We start from the raw sequence: 13853 nt of genomic DNA, 5'->3' as shown, positions 1-13853 counted from the left end.
GTGCGGGGTCTCGCCAAAGGAAAACAGATCCAGCCGCTGGGTATCGTGCTCGGCATGGCTGCCCGCGGTCAGCGACACACCGCCGCTGGCGCGCAGCACCAGCGCCTTGCGCGGCATCTGGGCCGTTTCGGCTGGCGGCATTTCCCCGCCGAACACCCGCGTGCCCACCAGTGCAGCCAGAGCCGCATCGGATTTGAGATAAGCGGTCACGGCCGCGGTCAGATCGGCGGCTTCAGGCACGGGAATTTCCTCCGCTGCTGCCGCCGCCGCCGCCCAATGCGCGATAGGCCTTGCCAATATTGCTGCCCAGAGCCGGATAGGTGACATCGGCAGCGGGCCGCAGATAGGGGCGCGCCGGAATGGTCACACTCTTGACGAACCGCACCCCGCCGCCCTCCTGCGGGATTGCCAGCGCCTTGGCCCGGATCGGCACGATCACGCCGCCGAGCTCGTGGATCAGCGCATAGCGGACGTCCTGCGACCCCCAGCTGCCTTCCACACCGCCGGGGACTTCACGCGCAAATTCGGCGACGCCGAGCGAGCCTTCCAGCACACCGGTGCGGTTCTGCCAGGAATGGTTCGATTTCGCATGGATGACGCATTCGGACATGGTCGCGTTGACGCCCAGCTTCTGCGCTTCGCGCATGGTCTCGGTCAGTGCCTTGCCTTTCCAGACGAGCGATTCAGCCACGTTCCAAAAACTCCTCAAGCGAAGGCAACGCTTCCGGTGCGGGGCCGACAAGAACCATCATCGGCGGCGGTACACAGCCGAGAATTCGGACATGCACCGCCGCGCCCGCATTGAGCGCAGCCAGCTCGTCGGCTGAGGGTTTCCACGCCGTCACCATCGCGGGCGTGTTCGGACCGTTGACTGTGCAATTGACCACTTCGTCACGGAGCGGCAGGCCGCAATAGCCTTGCCCCTTTCCGACAACCCGGGTCGCGCCGTCGATTGCTCCAATCTCCATCAGCCAATCCTCTGCAGGGCGACTTCGACATGCGTGTGCTTGAACTGCACCGGGCCTTCGACCTTCAGCCGCCCGGAAATGATCGTGGTGCCCGCCCGGTCGGTCACGCTGGCGATCTCGTCACCTTCCCGGATATCGGCGCCCTGCGCGAACAGGCCGCGCAGATCCTCGATCAACGCGGTCTTCGCGCCGTCGACCAGCTCGCGGCTGGTGTTCGACCAGACGAAACAGGCCAGCGGATCGCCGGTGGACTGGAAATCGGCCGCGAGCGGCTGCCCCCAGTCGTCGGCCCCGACGGCGACATTGCGCTCCAGCGCGGCGCGGTGGGTGAGACGGCCCGCGATCATGCCAGCCAGCTTTCCGGTACCAGCCGTTCGAGCCGCCGCCAGAAGCGGGTCCGGTCGAGCAGCGGGTTGAGCCAGTCGGTCAGGATGCAATAGCTGCGCAGATAGGGCGGGACGTGATGCACCGCATGGTGCGCGGGCGACTGGATGAAGCCGGCCCGCTGCAGCACGGTCGCCCAGCCGGGCGCCAGCGTGCGGCGATGCGCCCAGGCGTGGACTTCATTGGCTGCCGCGCCGCCTGCTGCAGCTGCCCAGATCCACGGATGCGACCCGAAGAGCCATAGCAGCGCGCAGGCAAGCGGCGCGACAACCGCCCAGGTGGTCCAGTTCCGATCAAGGAAACCGGCCCTGGTGAAGGCGGTCGGATCGACATGATGCAGCAGATTGGGCGCGAAGATCAACCGGCCGATCAGCGGCCAGTGCTCGCGGCCGGGGCCGAAGCGATCCTCGACCCAGTGCAGCACGCCGGACAGGAAATCGGCCAGCAGCCAGCCCAGCAGCAGCTGGAGAAACAGGGAAAGGAGCGACACGGCGATCACGACCAGGCCCCCGCCAGCCAGCGCCGCGTCTTGCGCAGGGCCCATTCGATCCCGTCCAGCAGCAGCGATGCGGCCACCACCGCGGTCAGTCCGGGCCACAGCACCGCAATTCCCAGCGCCGCACCCTTCCGGTAGCGCGCAGCGGAGCCGATCGCGCCGAGAGAAACCCGGTACACCGCCAGCGCGATCACGACATAGACCAGCGGCCAGATCAACTCATCACCATCCCGCGCCGGTCTTCCAGCGTCACCAGAATGGCCTCGCGATCGCTCGCCATGTCGCCCGACAGGGTGAACGAATAATCGCCGGCCTTTTCGCTTTTCAGCCCGCCGCGATAGGACAGGTCGAGCTGGATCAGCTTGATCGTCACTTCCTCGCGCGCCGCGGCCTGGCCGATCGGGGTATAGGTCACGCTGACCAGCGGCGCCCAATGGGTCCGGCCGTTCGGCCCGGCGGTCAGCCGCTGCAGCGTGCGGCCGCCGTGCAATATCCGGTAATCGGCAGCCGCCAGCACGCTCTCATCGGCGGCATCGCCCGTGTTGCCGGGATCGCTCTCGGTCACGGTAATCGCCAGCGCGGTGTCGATAGGACGGATCAGCCTGAGGTTGCGCAGATGGCGCGAGGACGGATCGGTCGGATCGCCCAGCTGGACGGTGAACTCGCCCGCCGGGCCGAAACGCGCGTCGAGCTCGTCGGTGATCGCATCGATCATCGCTTGCAGCTCGGCATCGGAGAGATCACTCCCCGTGCGTTCCTTGACCCGGTCGAGCAGAGCCATGATCAGGCAACCGCAGCCAGAGCCAGCACGCCAGCAGCGCCGACTATTGCAGCCCAGTCAAATGCGGGCGGCAATTTGTCGATCGCAGGTGGGCTGGCTGGATCGATCTGCGACAGGGCCGCGACATCGGCAATGCCGGCCGCGACCAGCGCCTTGGCAGTCGCAGGCCCGATGCCTGAAATATCGGTCAATGCGGCTGGTTTCTGGGGCGCGGACTTGTCCTTGTCGGCCGGTTTGCCGCCGCCCTTGTCTTCGCCGCCCTTCTTCTCCTTGTTCGGAGGCGGTGCTTTTTCTTTCTGGCCAGCCTTGGGGCCAGACACCCCGCCATCCTTCAGCTTGAAGCGCTCCACCGCGCTTTCGGGGATTTCGTCACCCGGCGTGGCGTACAGGAAGGCTGCGGCCTTGTCGCCGTGACCGACCAGCTTCATGCGGTCCTTGGTCAGATACAGCCGCTCGGCACAAATCATGTTCTTGGTCATTGGAATGCTCCTGTGAATTCAGCTGCTCATTCAGCCTTGACCCACGTCACGACCAGAAAGGCGCCCGTGGTGTCGGTGGTGGTGTTTTCGACCTGGTCAGACGTGCCCGCACTGATCGAGAATTCAGCCGTGCGGTCGGTCGGGACCGGCGGAACGGCATCGGTCAGCTGCGTCACCGCAACCAGCGTGTCGCCGTCCTTGATGCCGCCCGGCACCGCGTGATCGCCCACCACGCCGCCCGGAATGACGGCGGTGGTCACCGGACGCGAAAACCCTGAAATCGTACCCATGATGCAATTCTCCTGGCCAAACCCTGGCTTGCCGCAGCGGTCCCGAACGAACCGCTGTGGCAAACCGGGGGCAGGCCGCAGCCTGCCCCCGGCCGGGCGATCAGATGCCGGTGACTTCGCAGAAAGCGGACGGGCGGAACTTGGTCAGCGCCGCGCGCATGTCTGCACGAATCGTGCGTTTGCCTTCCGTGAACTGGGTGCCGACATAACCGACCTGAACCTCGACGCCGCGGCGCTCGGACAAGCTGATCCATGCGGGATCGAATGCCCCGACCAAGCCGGTGCCTGCGCCGTCCGCATCGTTCTGCACGACCGGCAGACCCCACAGACGCTCCGGCCCCGCCTCGGTAGGGGCACCGAAGATATATACACCGTCGGCGGTGCGGGTCAGACGGATGTCCTGCCAGTCTTCCGGGTCCATCACATGATGCGTCGGGATCGCGCGGCCGATCTTCCGGATTTTGGTCATCGCCTTGTAGAACGCATCCATCGTCGGATCGGCACCCTTGGCCTGTGTTTGGATGCCGGGCGTGTTGCGGATGCCCAGCAGGTTCGAACCCAGACCGTCGCCAATATAGCTCTGCCGATCGGCCCGCTGGCGAACACCGAAGGTCAGGCGGCCGTTGAGATAGCTTTCCATGAAGGCTACGTCTTCGAGCTGCTCGTCGGTCACCGGAATGCTGGTGCCGATCTTCTGCACCGGGCTGGACTTTTCCGTGAACAGATATGCGTCTTCAGGATAGGTACCACCCTCGGCAATCTCTGCCGCCAGATGATCGCGCGTCGTTTCTTCCATATATTTGATTGCGGACTCGCCGGTCCGCGACATGGGGATGATATCGATCAACTGAAGCGGGCGAGTTGCCTTTTCGACGAAGCCCGGCATGCGAAGGACCTCAGGCGCGTAGCCGGATGTAGTTGCGAACAGCGCCTTCTGACCCAGTGTCTGGACGGCGCCGGCGCTAGCGAGGAAGTCGCTCGGGTAAAGGTCGGCGAAACTGAACTCCAGGCCCTGCGGTGCGCCTTTCCCAGCCCAGGACTTGTATTCGGCGGACAGCGCCACAAGCTCCCCGATCGATTTAAACTGGTGTTGAGCAGCACCGCCGCCCTGGCCGCCGCTGCCGGGCAGCGGGAAATTGCGAATACCCTTTTCGCGGTCGGCATGGGCACCGGCGGCTTTCTCGGCGGCGGTCAGCGTTTCGATGTGGACGCCCAGTTCATCCAGTTCGCCGTTCATCGCCTTGACCTTTTCGGCCACGGCGATCGAACCTTTCACCTGGTCGCCCAGGCAGGTCACCTTGTTGAAATCGTACTGGCCGTCATCGGCCTTGGCTTCGGTGAATACCTTGCCCAGCTCATCCTGCTTAACGCCCATTTTTTCGCGGGCCTGCGACAGGGTCAAATTCTTGATCGACATATCGTCATCTCCATGTGGTCGGACCGGCCACCCGACGGAGGAATTCCGCGTGGGCATCCGGATTGAAATCCGGCTCCATATGGAAGGATGACGCATGGGCGCGCGCCCCGGACGACGTTCCGGGGCAGGCATGGATGGGGGAATTACGATGGGGAAATGTGGGCCGGGCGATCGACGCCGCCCGGTGCAGGGATTCGTCAGCGTGCTACCGCAATTCGCAGCGAATTGGAAACCCGCATGCTGAAGCGCGGGCAAATCCCCTCATAACCGCCGCTAAGAAGGGCTAAGAAGGCCCTCGGGGCGCTTTTGCGCACCCAAGGGCCGGATGATCGCTCCACGCGGCTCTACGCGGCCCTGTGGCAAATGCCCGAATGCCGCAGCCCGAATCCCGCGTCAGGCCTGTTTGAGATGGCGGCGCGAGATCCGCTGCAGCTCGGCCGCGACTGCATTGTTGACCGCAGCCTTTTCCTCCGCGCCGGTTTCCGGCGGCAGGACCAGCGCCGCGCCCATCGCTGCATGGATATCCCCCAGCTGCTTGCGGCCGGTGGCGGACAGCAGTCCCGGATCGCCCTTCAGCACCTCGGCCATGGTACCCAGCTCGCCCAGCAGGCCGTCGAACCGCCCTTCCTTCAGCGCCGCATTGCGGGCTTTCATGCTGACCGTGCCGGTGCCCTGGCCGGCGCCGCGCACGACGGTCGACACTTCGTGGATGTCGAGCTTCTTCAGCATTCGGATTTTCTCGAGGCCGCGGAACTGCAGATCGGCATCGAGCACATCATAGCCATAGGACCATTCCTGCACGGACTTTCCCGTGGCCAGATCGAATTTCAGCGCGGCGTGCCAGTCCCGGCCAGCAGCCGTGTCGAGATTGAGATGCAGCTCGGCATAGGCGGCGTCGCCTTCCTCATACACTCGCGCCTTGCCGAACGGCATGCCCCACCGGTCGTGCGCGGTCAGCAGCGGGGCCCATTGCTCCTTCCAGGCAAAGGCACCGGGAGCATAGGTGTCGCCGTCATGATCCACCGCCGAGAGATTGGCGATCAGCGCCAGCCCCTTGCCGCTGTCGCTCATCTCGGTGACGGTCATATTCTTGGTCAGCATCGCAGGTCTCCTAGAGTTTGAAATGGGGCGCGAAGCTCAGCGTCCCGTTGGGATGTTCGGCATCCGCCATCACCAGCGCATCGGCGGCCGTGACGATCGAACCGTTGCGGGCCATGTGGCTGAGCAGCGACCGGCCGGGGCCGAGCCTGCCGTCGAACACCATGAATTCGGTCACGCCCGCGGCCTTGCCGCGCTCGATGGTCGAGATGTTCTGCGCAAATTTGGTTTCGGTCCGGGCGATGATCCGCGCGCGGGTTTCCGGCGTGGACCAGATCCCGCCTTCGACATGGTTGGCGATACGGTTGGCCAGCGCCTCCACTCCTTCGCCCTCGGCCCGGCCTTCGGCCAGCGCGTCGAAGATTGCCTGGCGGGTCTGCGCATCCAGATCGATCAGCCCGGCGCGCCGGCCGCCGCTGGCCACGATCGCCCGCATTACCGGATCGGGCAGCGATGTGCCCAGGCCGGCGCGCTCGGCGGCATCCTGCACCGCCTCGGCCACCTTCAGATAATGCGCGCCGTAGGACTGGCCCAGCTCGGCCTGCCAGATACTGTTGTCCAGCAGCGCCATGATCCGGGTGATCAGATCCTCGTCGGCCTTCTGTTCGAAACCGCCCACCACCTTTGCGCGGGCCGCCTTATCAGCTGCCACCTTCTCCCCGCTGTTGCGCAGAATGGTTGCGGCCGCGTCGCGCGCCTCGTCGCCCCAGCTTTCGAACAGGCCCATCAGGACCTTCTCAAAACCCGCTTGAAGGCCTCTTTCCTGCCGCTGAAGCATCAGCACGAAGGCCTCGCCGCGCTGCATCGCCGCAGGGCTCGCCCGGCGCGCTCCTGCAGGAACCCCGTGGTCATGGCCGCTATGGTCGCCGTGATCGTCTTCCTTGGCACCGGGCTCCCCGCCGCCAGACCCGCCGGTACCGGGCTCGCTGCGGCAGGCGCTGCAACGCCCCTCCACCAGCTGGTCTTTCGGGGTTTCCTTTTCGCATCCGCCGCACACCGTATGGCCGTCCTTCACCGCCGGGGCGGGCAGGCTTTTCTGCGGGCGCGTTTCGCCTTCCAGCGCGGCGGCCGGTTCCGGGGAATATCCCTTGCCCGCCTGCGCCAACGGAACCTCGATCATGGCGATCGGCCGCAAATAATAGCGGTGGCTTTCCTCGGCATCGCGGCCGGTCTCAGTCAGATAGTCCCACAGCGTGATCGCACCGGCGCTGAATTCCTTCAGCTTGCGATCGGTCTGCTTGTCCTCGTCTTCCTGCAGCGCCAGCACATCGTCGGTATTCCAGTACAGTTCCAGCTTATCTGCAGATCCCCGGCCGCGCTGGAAATCGGGCAGCAGGCTGCGGCCCAACTCGTCGGCCAGGCTGCGCCCGATCGGCAGCACCCCGTTGTGCCAGGCCAGCTTGCGCATTTCCTCCATCGTCGCGCCGACCTTGGTCTGCTGCAGCCCTGCGCCAAAGCCGACCACCGCGGCGGGCACGCCGATGCAGGCGCACACCCGCTCTTCGGCCACGTCGCGCGCCTCGCTCAAATTCATCTGCTGCGGATTGAACCCATAGGCCTGGACATCGGTCGGCGCGCCCATCACCAGCGGCCCGCCGCGATTGTCCCCGCCGAAGGCTTCCTTGAACCAGGTCTTGGTCGCCTCGACGTCTTCGGGCGCGGGCATCGCCCCGCCCTTGGGGCTGATCACGACACCGGGAACACCCATGTTGCGCAGCAGGCTGGCCACGAAATTGCTGCTCTCCAGATCGGCGAATATCTCGCGCAGCACCCCGTGGATCGGGGACAGCCCGCGCCGCATGTCGCGCGGATTGATCCCGTGCCGGAAATGGACCACGTCCTCAGGATCGATCCGCATCCGTCCGTAGCCGGTGCCCGGCGAATATTCGTAATGCGACAGGAAGCTGCTGCCATCGGCGGGGGCCTTGGGTTCGATCATCCACCACGGCACCCACCACAGTTCGACCGGCTTGCCCGCACCGCTGCGCACTTTGATCCAATAGGCATTGCCGTCGACCAGATAGCTGAGCACCGTACCCGCCCACAACGCGATATCGCCGTAGAACGGGTTCGGGTTGCGGACCAGCTCGGTCAGATCGTGGCTGTCCAGATCTTCCCTGGCTCCGCTCGCCAGTTTGCGGCGCACGGTCAGTGTCGCCTCCGGCAGCGCGCGCTGGACCCACATCACCGGCGCGGTGACCACCGAGGAATCGAGCCCGTCGCCCACTTCACGCGCATAATCGAACCGGGTCCGCTTCAGCAGCCCCTGCAGGAACAGCGGCTGCCCGGAATGGCGCATGGCGGTCAGCGCCTTGGCGAGCGGGGCGGCGATATATTTGGTCAGGGCGTTCATGGTGCGCACTCGCTCATCAGCAGCTTCAGTTGATCGACAGTCAGAACGATGATTTCTGCCGGGCCGCCCAAAGGCAAAGGGCTCGGCCGCATCGGCCGGGAGATCAGCTCCACGCTCTTTCCGTCCAGTTTGGCGAACAGCAGCCGTGATCGGTTATCGCGGCCCAGACTGATCGTCCGAGGGGAGGTAGTCTGTTCGCTCATGCCGGTATCCAGTTCCTGTCGATCGGCGGACTGCTGTCCGCGCGCAGCGCGCCCATCATCGGCCGCCACGGTGCGGCCCCTCCATCACTGCCGGCATGGATCGCCAGCGCCAGCGCCCAGAAACGGTCGGCGTGGCCATCGACCGTGCGCTCGGCAGTGAAGCGGATATTGCCCGCCATGGTGACCTGCTTGGTGACGCTGCGCAGATCTGCCCGGATCGCGCCATTGTGCGGGATGCGCAGCCGCCGGTCCTCCATCGCGCCGCGCACCGGATAGGCCAGCGCCTCCTTCGACTGCGCGGTGAAGTTGACGCCCTCGATCCGGTATTTGCCGAAGCGGGCCTGCGCATCATCGACCCAGCCGATGCCGAGCCCGGTATTGTCGATCGACACCCGCTGGCAGCGTTCGAACCACGGCCAGAGCACTTTTTCCTGATCGCCCTTGGTCATGTTCTGCAGCGCCTCGATATGGCGGGTGTAGAAGACGTCGCCCAGCTTCTCGACCACCCACAGCACGGTGAGGTCCTTCTTGCGGCCGATATCGACCCCGGCGAACAGCGTGCCGCCCTCGATCGCCTGCCAGTCGGTCCCCTGCGCATATTCGCTGCGCGCGATCAGATCGTATTCGAGGAACGCCGCATCATCGTCGGCCGGGCGGCACATATATTCCTGCTGGAAGCTCTCCTCGTCCGCCGCGCCCGCCTTGACGAAGTCGAAATAGGCGGCCTCGTCCATCGCCTGCTTTTCGTCTTCACTCGGCAGCGATTGCTGCAGCTTCCACAGAAAGCCCTGGTCCAGCGCGTCCTGCAGCGTGACGGTGTGCAGGCTGATGCCCTTGGGATTGCCCTGTTCCTTGATCTCGCGGACCAGCTGGTTGAAGAAATTCTTGCTGCCGCGGTGCGTGCTGATCAGTTCCAGCGCGCCGCCCCAGGTGATCCCCGGATAGGCGATGGTCCACAATTTGCGCGGATCGGGATGCAGCGCGAATTCGTCGAGCACGCGCCCGCCGCGCTTGCCTGCCTGGGCATTCGGGTTGGACGACATCGAATTGATCCGGCGGCTGTTGGCAAAGCGCAGCACATAGGCGGTCTGCCGGTCTTTCGCGTCGATCACTTCCTCGCCCAGATCGCGCGCCGCGATATCCAGATTGCCCGCCCACAGCTTGCAATCCTCGAGGAACAGCTGCGCCTGGATGTCATCGCGCGAGGAAACCCACTGGTCGAACCGTGCGCCCGCCAGGCTGGTCCGCGACACCGCGGCATAGGCGGTTGCCCACGACAGGCCGACCTGGCGGCTCTTCTCGATCAGCTTCAGCCGCGCAGTGTCGCGGATCCACGCCGATTGATAAGGCATGAAAATGGCCTCGGGATCGGCCGGGATGGATTTGGCATTGCCCATCAGGCCCCGCCCATCAGCCTGCGGTTGATCTCGTCGAGCGCTTCCTTCGAAATCCCGTTGCGCGCGCCGACATCATTGACCGCCTCCGCCGCCTTGGCCAGCTTGGCCTGCAGTTCATCCTGCAGCCGCTTGCGGTATTCCGCGCTGGTCTTCTGCGCGCCCACGGCGCTCTGCAGCGCGCGGCTCAGCTCCATCACCCCCTTGGTGGTGACATTGTCGCCTTCCAGGATCTGGAACGCCGCCAGCTTGAGCATCTCGGCCACCGCCACGGTGACCTGGTCGGGTTCATCGGTGCCCATCGATTCGACCAGTTCCTTCGACATCCGCTGGACCTCGTCCAGGCGGCGGAACTGGATCGCCTTGCGCACCGCATAGCGGCTCCAGGCGGATTTGCTGATCGCCTCGATTCCCTTGTCGATCAGGCGCTCGTTGAACTCGGTCAGGATCACCGTCTGCGGCAGGCTCCGCTCGCGCAGCTGTTCCTGCGCCCAGATGACGTCGGGCTCGGCGTCGTCGGGCAGCAGGTCAATGCTCGACAGGCGTCCGCGGCCCTCGCGCGAACTGGCACGGCGATCCGGCTCCATCACTCGACGTCCGCCGGACGGGTGACCCCGGCGATGATCGCTCGCTGTTCCAGGTGATCGCGTCCCGCGCGCGTGATCCGGGCGATCATCACTTCGCTGTCGAGCAGTTCCACCGCGTCGAGCTCGGCCAGCTTGCGCAGCTGGGTTTCGGTCCATTCACGGCTGCGGTTGATCCCATACTTGAGGTCGAGGATGTGCTGGACGAGCAGCACGTTAAGCCGCCCGTCGACCTGCGCCGCCAGTTCCTTCAGCGCATACAGCCGCGCATTTTCCGCAATGCTCTGGGCATAATTCATCACTTCTCACTCCGCAGGTAATTGTCCAGCCGGCGCACCGTATGCCCCATGCTCTCCATCTCGGTTTCCATTCTCGCCTGCATCCGGGCGAATTGCTCGACCAGCTTGTGAAAATCCTCCTTCGTCGGCAGATGCCGCGAATCGCTTTCGAGCGACTGGATGCGCCGGTCGTGAGCCTTGAGATCGTCGTTCAATTCCTCGTTCTGCTTCTTGGCCAGCTGTCCGGGCTGGCTCATCCACACCCAGACAGTGTTGGCGATCGCCACCAGGAAGGCGACAATCGCCACCCAGGGGCCGAGCATGTCAGCGAGTTCCACGCATATTCCTTTCAAACTTCGTCTGGCAGCCGATGCACCGCCGGGCCGATGGCAGGGCGGCAATCCGCGACACACCGATATCGTCGCCGCAATCCTCGCAATTCGTGACCCCGCTCTCCGCCAGCCTGCTGCGCAGCAGCGCGATTCTCCGGTCGCGGTTTTCGAGCTCGAACTGTTCGGCCATCTCCACGGCCCGGCTGCCAGCGTCCATCAGTCGCCGCCCGTGACCGCCGGGCAGGCCGCGGTGGCGGCGTCCAGCTGCTCGCCGTAGGTCTGCCGGTCCAGCGCCTGCTTGCCGATCGTCGCCGCCTTCTGACGGACATCGCGCGCTATCCAATCTTCAAAGGTCAGCTGGTCCTTCAGCGGGATGATCCTTGCAGGACGCGGCCCTGCACAGGGCTGCGGAACCGGCACGCGCACTTCGACTGGTCGATCGCGGACGATCGTGCCCGAACTGCTGCAGCCTGACGCCATTGCCGATGCCAACGCCAAGCCAGCGATATAGGCCATCTGCCGAGCCCGTTCGTTCGTCATAATCCCGCCTCGTAAATCAGATCCAGCGCGTCTTCGGCCTCGCGCAGCAGGATCGTGCAATCCTCGCGCGTGCCCGGCGTGATCGACAGGTCGGAGAGACGCGCCAGCGCCGCCCGGCGCTGCGCCTTCGCTTGGTCCGCGATCAGCTGCAGCTCCGCGGCCTTGGCCTGCAGCCGGACCGCTTCGCGCGCCAGCTCGTCCACCCGCCGGTTCTGCACTTCGATCGCCGCCTCCAGATCGCGCTTGCTGTCGCCCAGCGCCTGCGCCTGCCCGGCCGCGCCCGTCCATTCCAGTTCGGGATTGTCGCTCGCCAGGCGCAGCGCGACCAGGACGGTTCCGGCCTGCTGCGACAGCACGTCGAACTTGCCCTGCCACTCGCCGCGCAGATGATCGAGCCGCAGCGCCCACGCCAGCAGCAAGATAATCGCCAGCGCCCCCGCACCCGCGATGATCAGAGCGGCGCGGCGCTTCACCGCGCCCAGCGGGTCGAGAATGCCGAGCGCGCTCACTTCCACTTCTCCAGCCGCGCCGGCAGCGATGCCGGCGTGTAACCGGGCAGGCCGGTCCGGCAATATTCGCGCTCGCGGTGGCGGCGCCTGGTCAGCCCGCGCACTTCGCGCAAGACCCCGTTCACCCGCGCCTTGCTCCACGGCAGGAACCGGTCGCAGGCGGCGCTTATGTTGCCCGCCTCGAACAGCCGCCTGGCGCTCGATCCGCAGAACCCGCCAACCCCGATGTTAAACGTCAGCGATATCGCCGCGACGCGCTGGTAATCGCGGCCCGGCCTCGCGAGCGACGGCGCGCAGGCGAGCGCGCCGCGGGCATGGATCTCGATCTCGCGGATCAGCAGCGCGGTGCAGCGCGCCTCGGTAAAGCTCTGGCCGGGCTGGATCCCGCGGGTGATCCCGTCGCAGGCGGTCGGCACACCGGCGATGTCGATATAGGTTTCCAGATACTGCCGCCCGCTGACATGGCGGAGGGTCGCATCGCCGCGTTCACTCACCTGCGCTTCGACCCTGCGGCCGCTTTCCTCCTCGGGAACAAGCACCATCAGCGCCGCAGCGGCGGTCACCCCGACCAGGCCGACCAGCGCCGCGGCGATGCCGTCGCGCCCGCTCGAGCCTGGCGGCGGCGCGGGTGGCGGCAGCGGTTTCACCCAGCGGGTCACGATGGAGCGCCCTGGCCGGATGCCTGCGCGCGGCGCTTGGCATCGATCTTCGCCTGGCTGCCGGGCTGCCTGCACAGCCGGCCGACGATCACCGCCAGCCACCATCCGCCCATCAGCACCAGCTCGAAGCCCTCGGGCAGGATCGCCCGCACGTCGCGCGGCATCTGGTTCCAGGCCACCAGCACGCCGAAGCCGACCGTGTTGACCCACAGCGAGATGAACCGCCATGCCTCGTGCCAACTGTCGATGAGCCAGGATTTTTTCATGTCGGCGTTCTGGCCTCGCGGGCCTTCGAACGCGCCCCGGACCACCGTCCTGCGGCAGTCCCCTATGATGCTGTCAGAACAGGGGGATTTGCCGGGGGTCGCCCCCGCGGCCGAGCCGTGCGCGGCGGCGGCGGACTCCGCGGATCGTGTAGCCGGTCTTAAGCGCGATCGCGCGTTCGGACAAGCCTGCGTCCAGCAGCGCATCCACCTGCGCCCGCGCCTGGGCCGCGTGACCCGCCCCGCCAAGCGGAAGATCGACCCGCATTCCGCCCACCCCGCAAGTCAGCCGGTCGCACACCGCCGCGGCCTGTTCCTGGCCGATCAGCGCGGACAGCCAGTGATCCTCCGGCGGCACCGGCGGGAAATAGACCTGCGTGCCGCCGCGCGCCCGGGCAACGGCCACCGCCGCATCATCGCCGGCCACCGCCGCGATGATCCCCAGGACGCCCGGCAGCTCGCTCATTTTCCGGTCCCGCGATCGAGCGCTTTGGCGCGCGTCACGCCCTTGATCTTGGGCAGCACTGTGCTGACCACCGGGCCGTCGTCATTCCGCCGCACCACGAACACCAGGCCGTCGGCGGTGATCAGATAGTCGCTGTCGCTGATCGAGGACGCGGCGTGGTGCGCCCGCGCGAGCGAGGCCTCGATCCGCGTTCGCAGCGCCTCCACATCCAGCCCGGCCGCGCGGTCGAGAAACCGCAGCAGCGCGTGATCGGACACGCGCAGCTCGCCGCCCCGGCTCATGCCCCGGTCTCGCCGATCGCGATGGCCGTGGCGCAGGACGCGCATTCGACCATCGTCCGCCCGACATGCCAGCCCGTC

24 protein-coding genes are annotated in these 13853 nt (G+C 66.0%); all 24 read right to left on the bottom strand.

Annotated elements, in window-relative coordinates; translation table 11 throughout:
• Positions 1-240: hypothetical protein (locus tag U0988_RS06850; RefSeq protein ID WP_322291881.1), on the bottom strand; the 240-nt coding region annotated here is incomplete at its 3' end.
• Complete coding sequence (locus U0988_RS06845; RefSeq protein WP_322291880.1) at positions 233-691, bottom strand: hypothetical protein; 459 nt, start codon at positions 689-691, stop codon at positions 233-235. The genes U0988_RS06850 and U0988_RS06845, both read right to left, overlap by 8 nt.
• On the bottom strand, positions 684-968 hold the full coding sequence (locus U0988_RS06840) for a hypothetical protein (protein ID WP_322291879.1): 285 nt from the start codon (positions 966-968) through the stop codon (positions 684-686). Before U0988_RS06840 ends, U0988_RS06845 begins: the two co-directional genes overlap by 8 nt.
• Positions 968-1315 (bottom strand): hypothetical protein, encoded by a 348-nt coding sequence (locus U0988_RS06835; protein ID WP_322291878.1) that lies wholly within the window; start codon positions 1313-1315, stop codon positions 968-970. The genes U0988_RS06840 and U0988_RS06835 overlap by 1 nt, the downstream gene beginning before the upstream one ends.
• Complete coding sequence (locus tag U0988_RS06830) at positions 1312-1896, bottom strand: fatty acid desaturase CarF family protein (RefSeq protein WP_322291877.1); 585 nt, start codon at positions 1894-1896, stop codon at positions 1312-1314. Before U0988_RS06830 ends, U0988_RS06835 begins: the two co-directional genes overlap by 4 nt.
• Entirely contained in the window at positions 1848-2066 is a 219-nt protein-coding gene (locus tag U0988_RS06825) for a hypothetical protein (RefSeq protein ID WP_322291876.1), read from the bottom strand. The genes U0988_RS06830 and U0988_RS06825 overlap by 49 nt, the downstream gene beginning before the upstream one ends.
• Positions 2063-2629 (bottom strand): hypothetical protein, encoded by a 567-nt coding sequence (locus tag U0988_RS06820; protein WP_322291875.1) that lies wholly within the window; start codon positions 2627-2629, stop codon positions 2063-2065. The genes U0988_RS06825 and U0988_RS06820 overlap by 4 nt, the downstream gene beginning before the upstream one ends.
• 2 nt (positions 2630-2631) lie before the next feature.
• Positions 2632-3108: a helix-hairpin-helix domain-containing protein gene (locus U0988_RS06815; protein WP_322291874.1), complete on the bottom strand. Its 477-nt coding sequence runs from the start codon at positions 3106-3108 to the stop codon at positions 2632-2634.
• Positions 3109-3134: 26 nt separating this feature from the next.
• Positions 3135-3398: a hypothetical protein gene (locus tag U0988_RS06810; protein WP_322291873.1), complete on the bottom strand. Its 264-nt coding sequence runs from the start codon at positions 3396-3398 to the stop codon at positions 3135-3137.
• Between the two features lie 100 nt (positions 3399-3498).
• The gene (locus U0988_RS06805; RefSeq protein ID WP_322291872.1) at positions 3499-4815 is read right to left on the bottom strand and encodes a phage major capsid protein; all 1317 of its coding nucleotides are present in this window, start codon (positions 4813-4815) and stop codon (positions 3499-3501) included.
• A 393-nt stretch (positions 4816-5208) separates the two neighbouring features.
• Positions 5209-5916, bottom strand: a complete 708-nt coding sequence (locus U0988_RS06800; protein ID WP_322291871.1) for an HK97 family phage prohead protease — start codon at positions 5914-5916, stop codon at positions 5209-5211.
• Positions 5917-5926: 10 nt separating this feature from the next.
• Positions 5927-8266 carry a phage portal protein gene (locus tag U0988_RS06795; RefSeq protein ID WP_322291870.1) on the bottom strand — a complete coding sequence of 780 codons (2340 nt, stop codon included), beginning with the start codon at positions 8264-8266 and terminating at the stop codon, positions 5927-5929.
• Positions 8263-8469, bottom strand: a complete 207-nt coding sequence (locus tag U0988_RS06790) for a hypothetical protein (protein ID WP_322291869.1) — start codon at positions 8467-8469, stop codon at positions 8263-8265. Before U0988_RS06790 ends, U0988_RS06795 begins: the two co-directional genes overlap by 4 nt.
• On the bottom strand, positions 8466-9866 hold the full coding sequence (locus U0988_RS06785) for a terminase large subunit domain-containing protein (RefSeq protein ID WP_322291868.1): 1401 nt from the start codon (positions 9864-9866) through the stop codon (positions 8466-8468). The genes U0988_RS06790 and U0988_RS06785 overlap by 4 nt, the downstream gene beginning before the upstream one ends.
• Complete coding sequence (locus U0988_RS06780) at positions 9866-10450, bottom strand: phage protein Gp27 family protein (protein ID WP_322291882.1); 585 nt, start codon at positions 10448-10450, stop codon at positions 9866-9868. Before U0988_RS06780 ends, U0988_RS06785 begins: the two co-directional genes overlap by 1 nt.
• Positions 10450-10746, bottom strand: coding sequence for a hypothetical protein (locus tag U0988_RS06775; protein WP_322291867.1), 297 nt, complete (start codon positions 10744-10746; stop codon positions 10450-10452). Before U0988_RS06775 ends, U0988_RS06780 begins: the two co-directional genes overlap by 1 nt.
• On the bottom strand, positions 10746-11063 hold the full coding sequence (locus tag U0988_RS06770) for a DUF2730 family protein (protein WP_322291866.1): 318 nt from the start codon (positions 11061-11063) through the stop codon (positions 10746-10748). Before U0988_RS06770 ends, U0988_RS06775 begins: the two co-directional genes overlap by 1 nt.
• Entirely contained in the window at positions 11050-11274 is a 225-nt protein-coding gene (locus U0988_RS06765; RefSeq protein ID WP_322291865.1) for a TraR/DksA family transcriptional regulator, read from the bottom strand. Before U0988_RS06765 ends, U0988_RS06770 begins: the two co-directional genes overlap by 14 nt.
• Positions 11274-11597 carry a hypothetical protein gene (locus U0988_RS06760; RefSeq protein WP_322291864.1) on the bottom strand — a complete coding sequence of 108 codons (324 nt, stop codon included), beginning with the start codon at positions 11595-11597 and terminating at the stop codon, positions 11274-11276. Before U0988_RS06760 ends, U0988_RS06765 begins: the two co-directional genes overlap by 1 nt.
• Positions 11594-12106: a hypothetical protein gene (locus tag U0988_RS06755; protein ID WP_322291863.1), complete on the bottom strand. Its 513-nt coding sequence runs from the start codon at positions 12104-12106 to the stop codon at positions 11594-11596. The genes U0988_RS06760 and U0988_RS06755 overlap by 4 nt, the downstream gene beginning before the upstream one ends.
• The gene (locus U0988_RS06750; RefSeq protein WP_322291862.1) at positions 12103-12765 is read right to left on the bottom strand and encodes a lysozyme; all 663 of its coding nucleotides are present in this window, start codon (positions 12763-12765) and stop codon (positions 12103-12105) included. The genes U0988_RS06755 and U0988_RS06750 overlap by 4 nt, the downstream gene beginning before the upstream one ends.
• The gene (locus U0988_RS06745) at positions 12762-13031 is read right to left on the bottom strand and encodes a hypothetical protein (RefSeq protein WP_322291861.1); all 270 of its coding nucleotides are present in this window, start codon (positions 13029-13031) and stop codon (positions 12762-12764) included. The genes U0988_RS06750 and U0988_RS06745 overlap by 4 nt, the downstream gene beginning before the upstream one ends.
• Positions 13032-13104: 73 nt before the next feature.
• Entirely contained in the window at positions 13105-13494 is a 390-nt protein-coding gene (locus U0988_RS06740; RefSeq protein WP_322291860.1) for a hypothetical protein, read from the bottom strand.
• The coding region (locus U0988_RS06735; RefSeq protein WP_322291859.1) for a hypothetical protein at positions 13491-13853 on the bottom strand (363 nt) is incomplete at its 5' end. The genes U0988_RS06735 and U0988_RS06740, both read right to left, overlap by 4 nt.

The organism is Allopontixanthobacter sp., assembly GCF_034376665.1.
In the GTDB taxonomy this organism is placed as follows: Bacteria; Pseudomonadota; Alphaproteobacteria; order Sphingomonadales; family Sphingomonadaceae; genus Allopontixanthobacter.
Note: the sequence above shows the minus strand (reverse complement) of the source record. Positions and strands in the feature narration are given on the sequence as shown.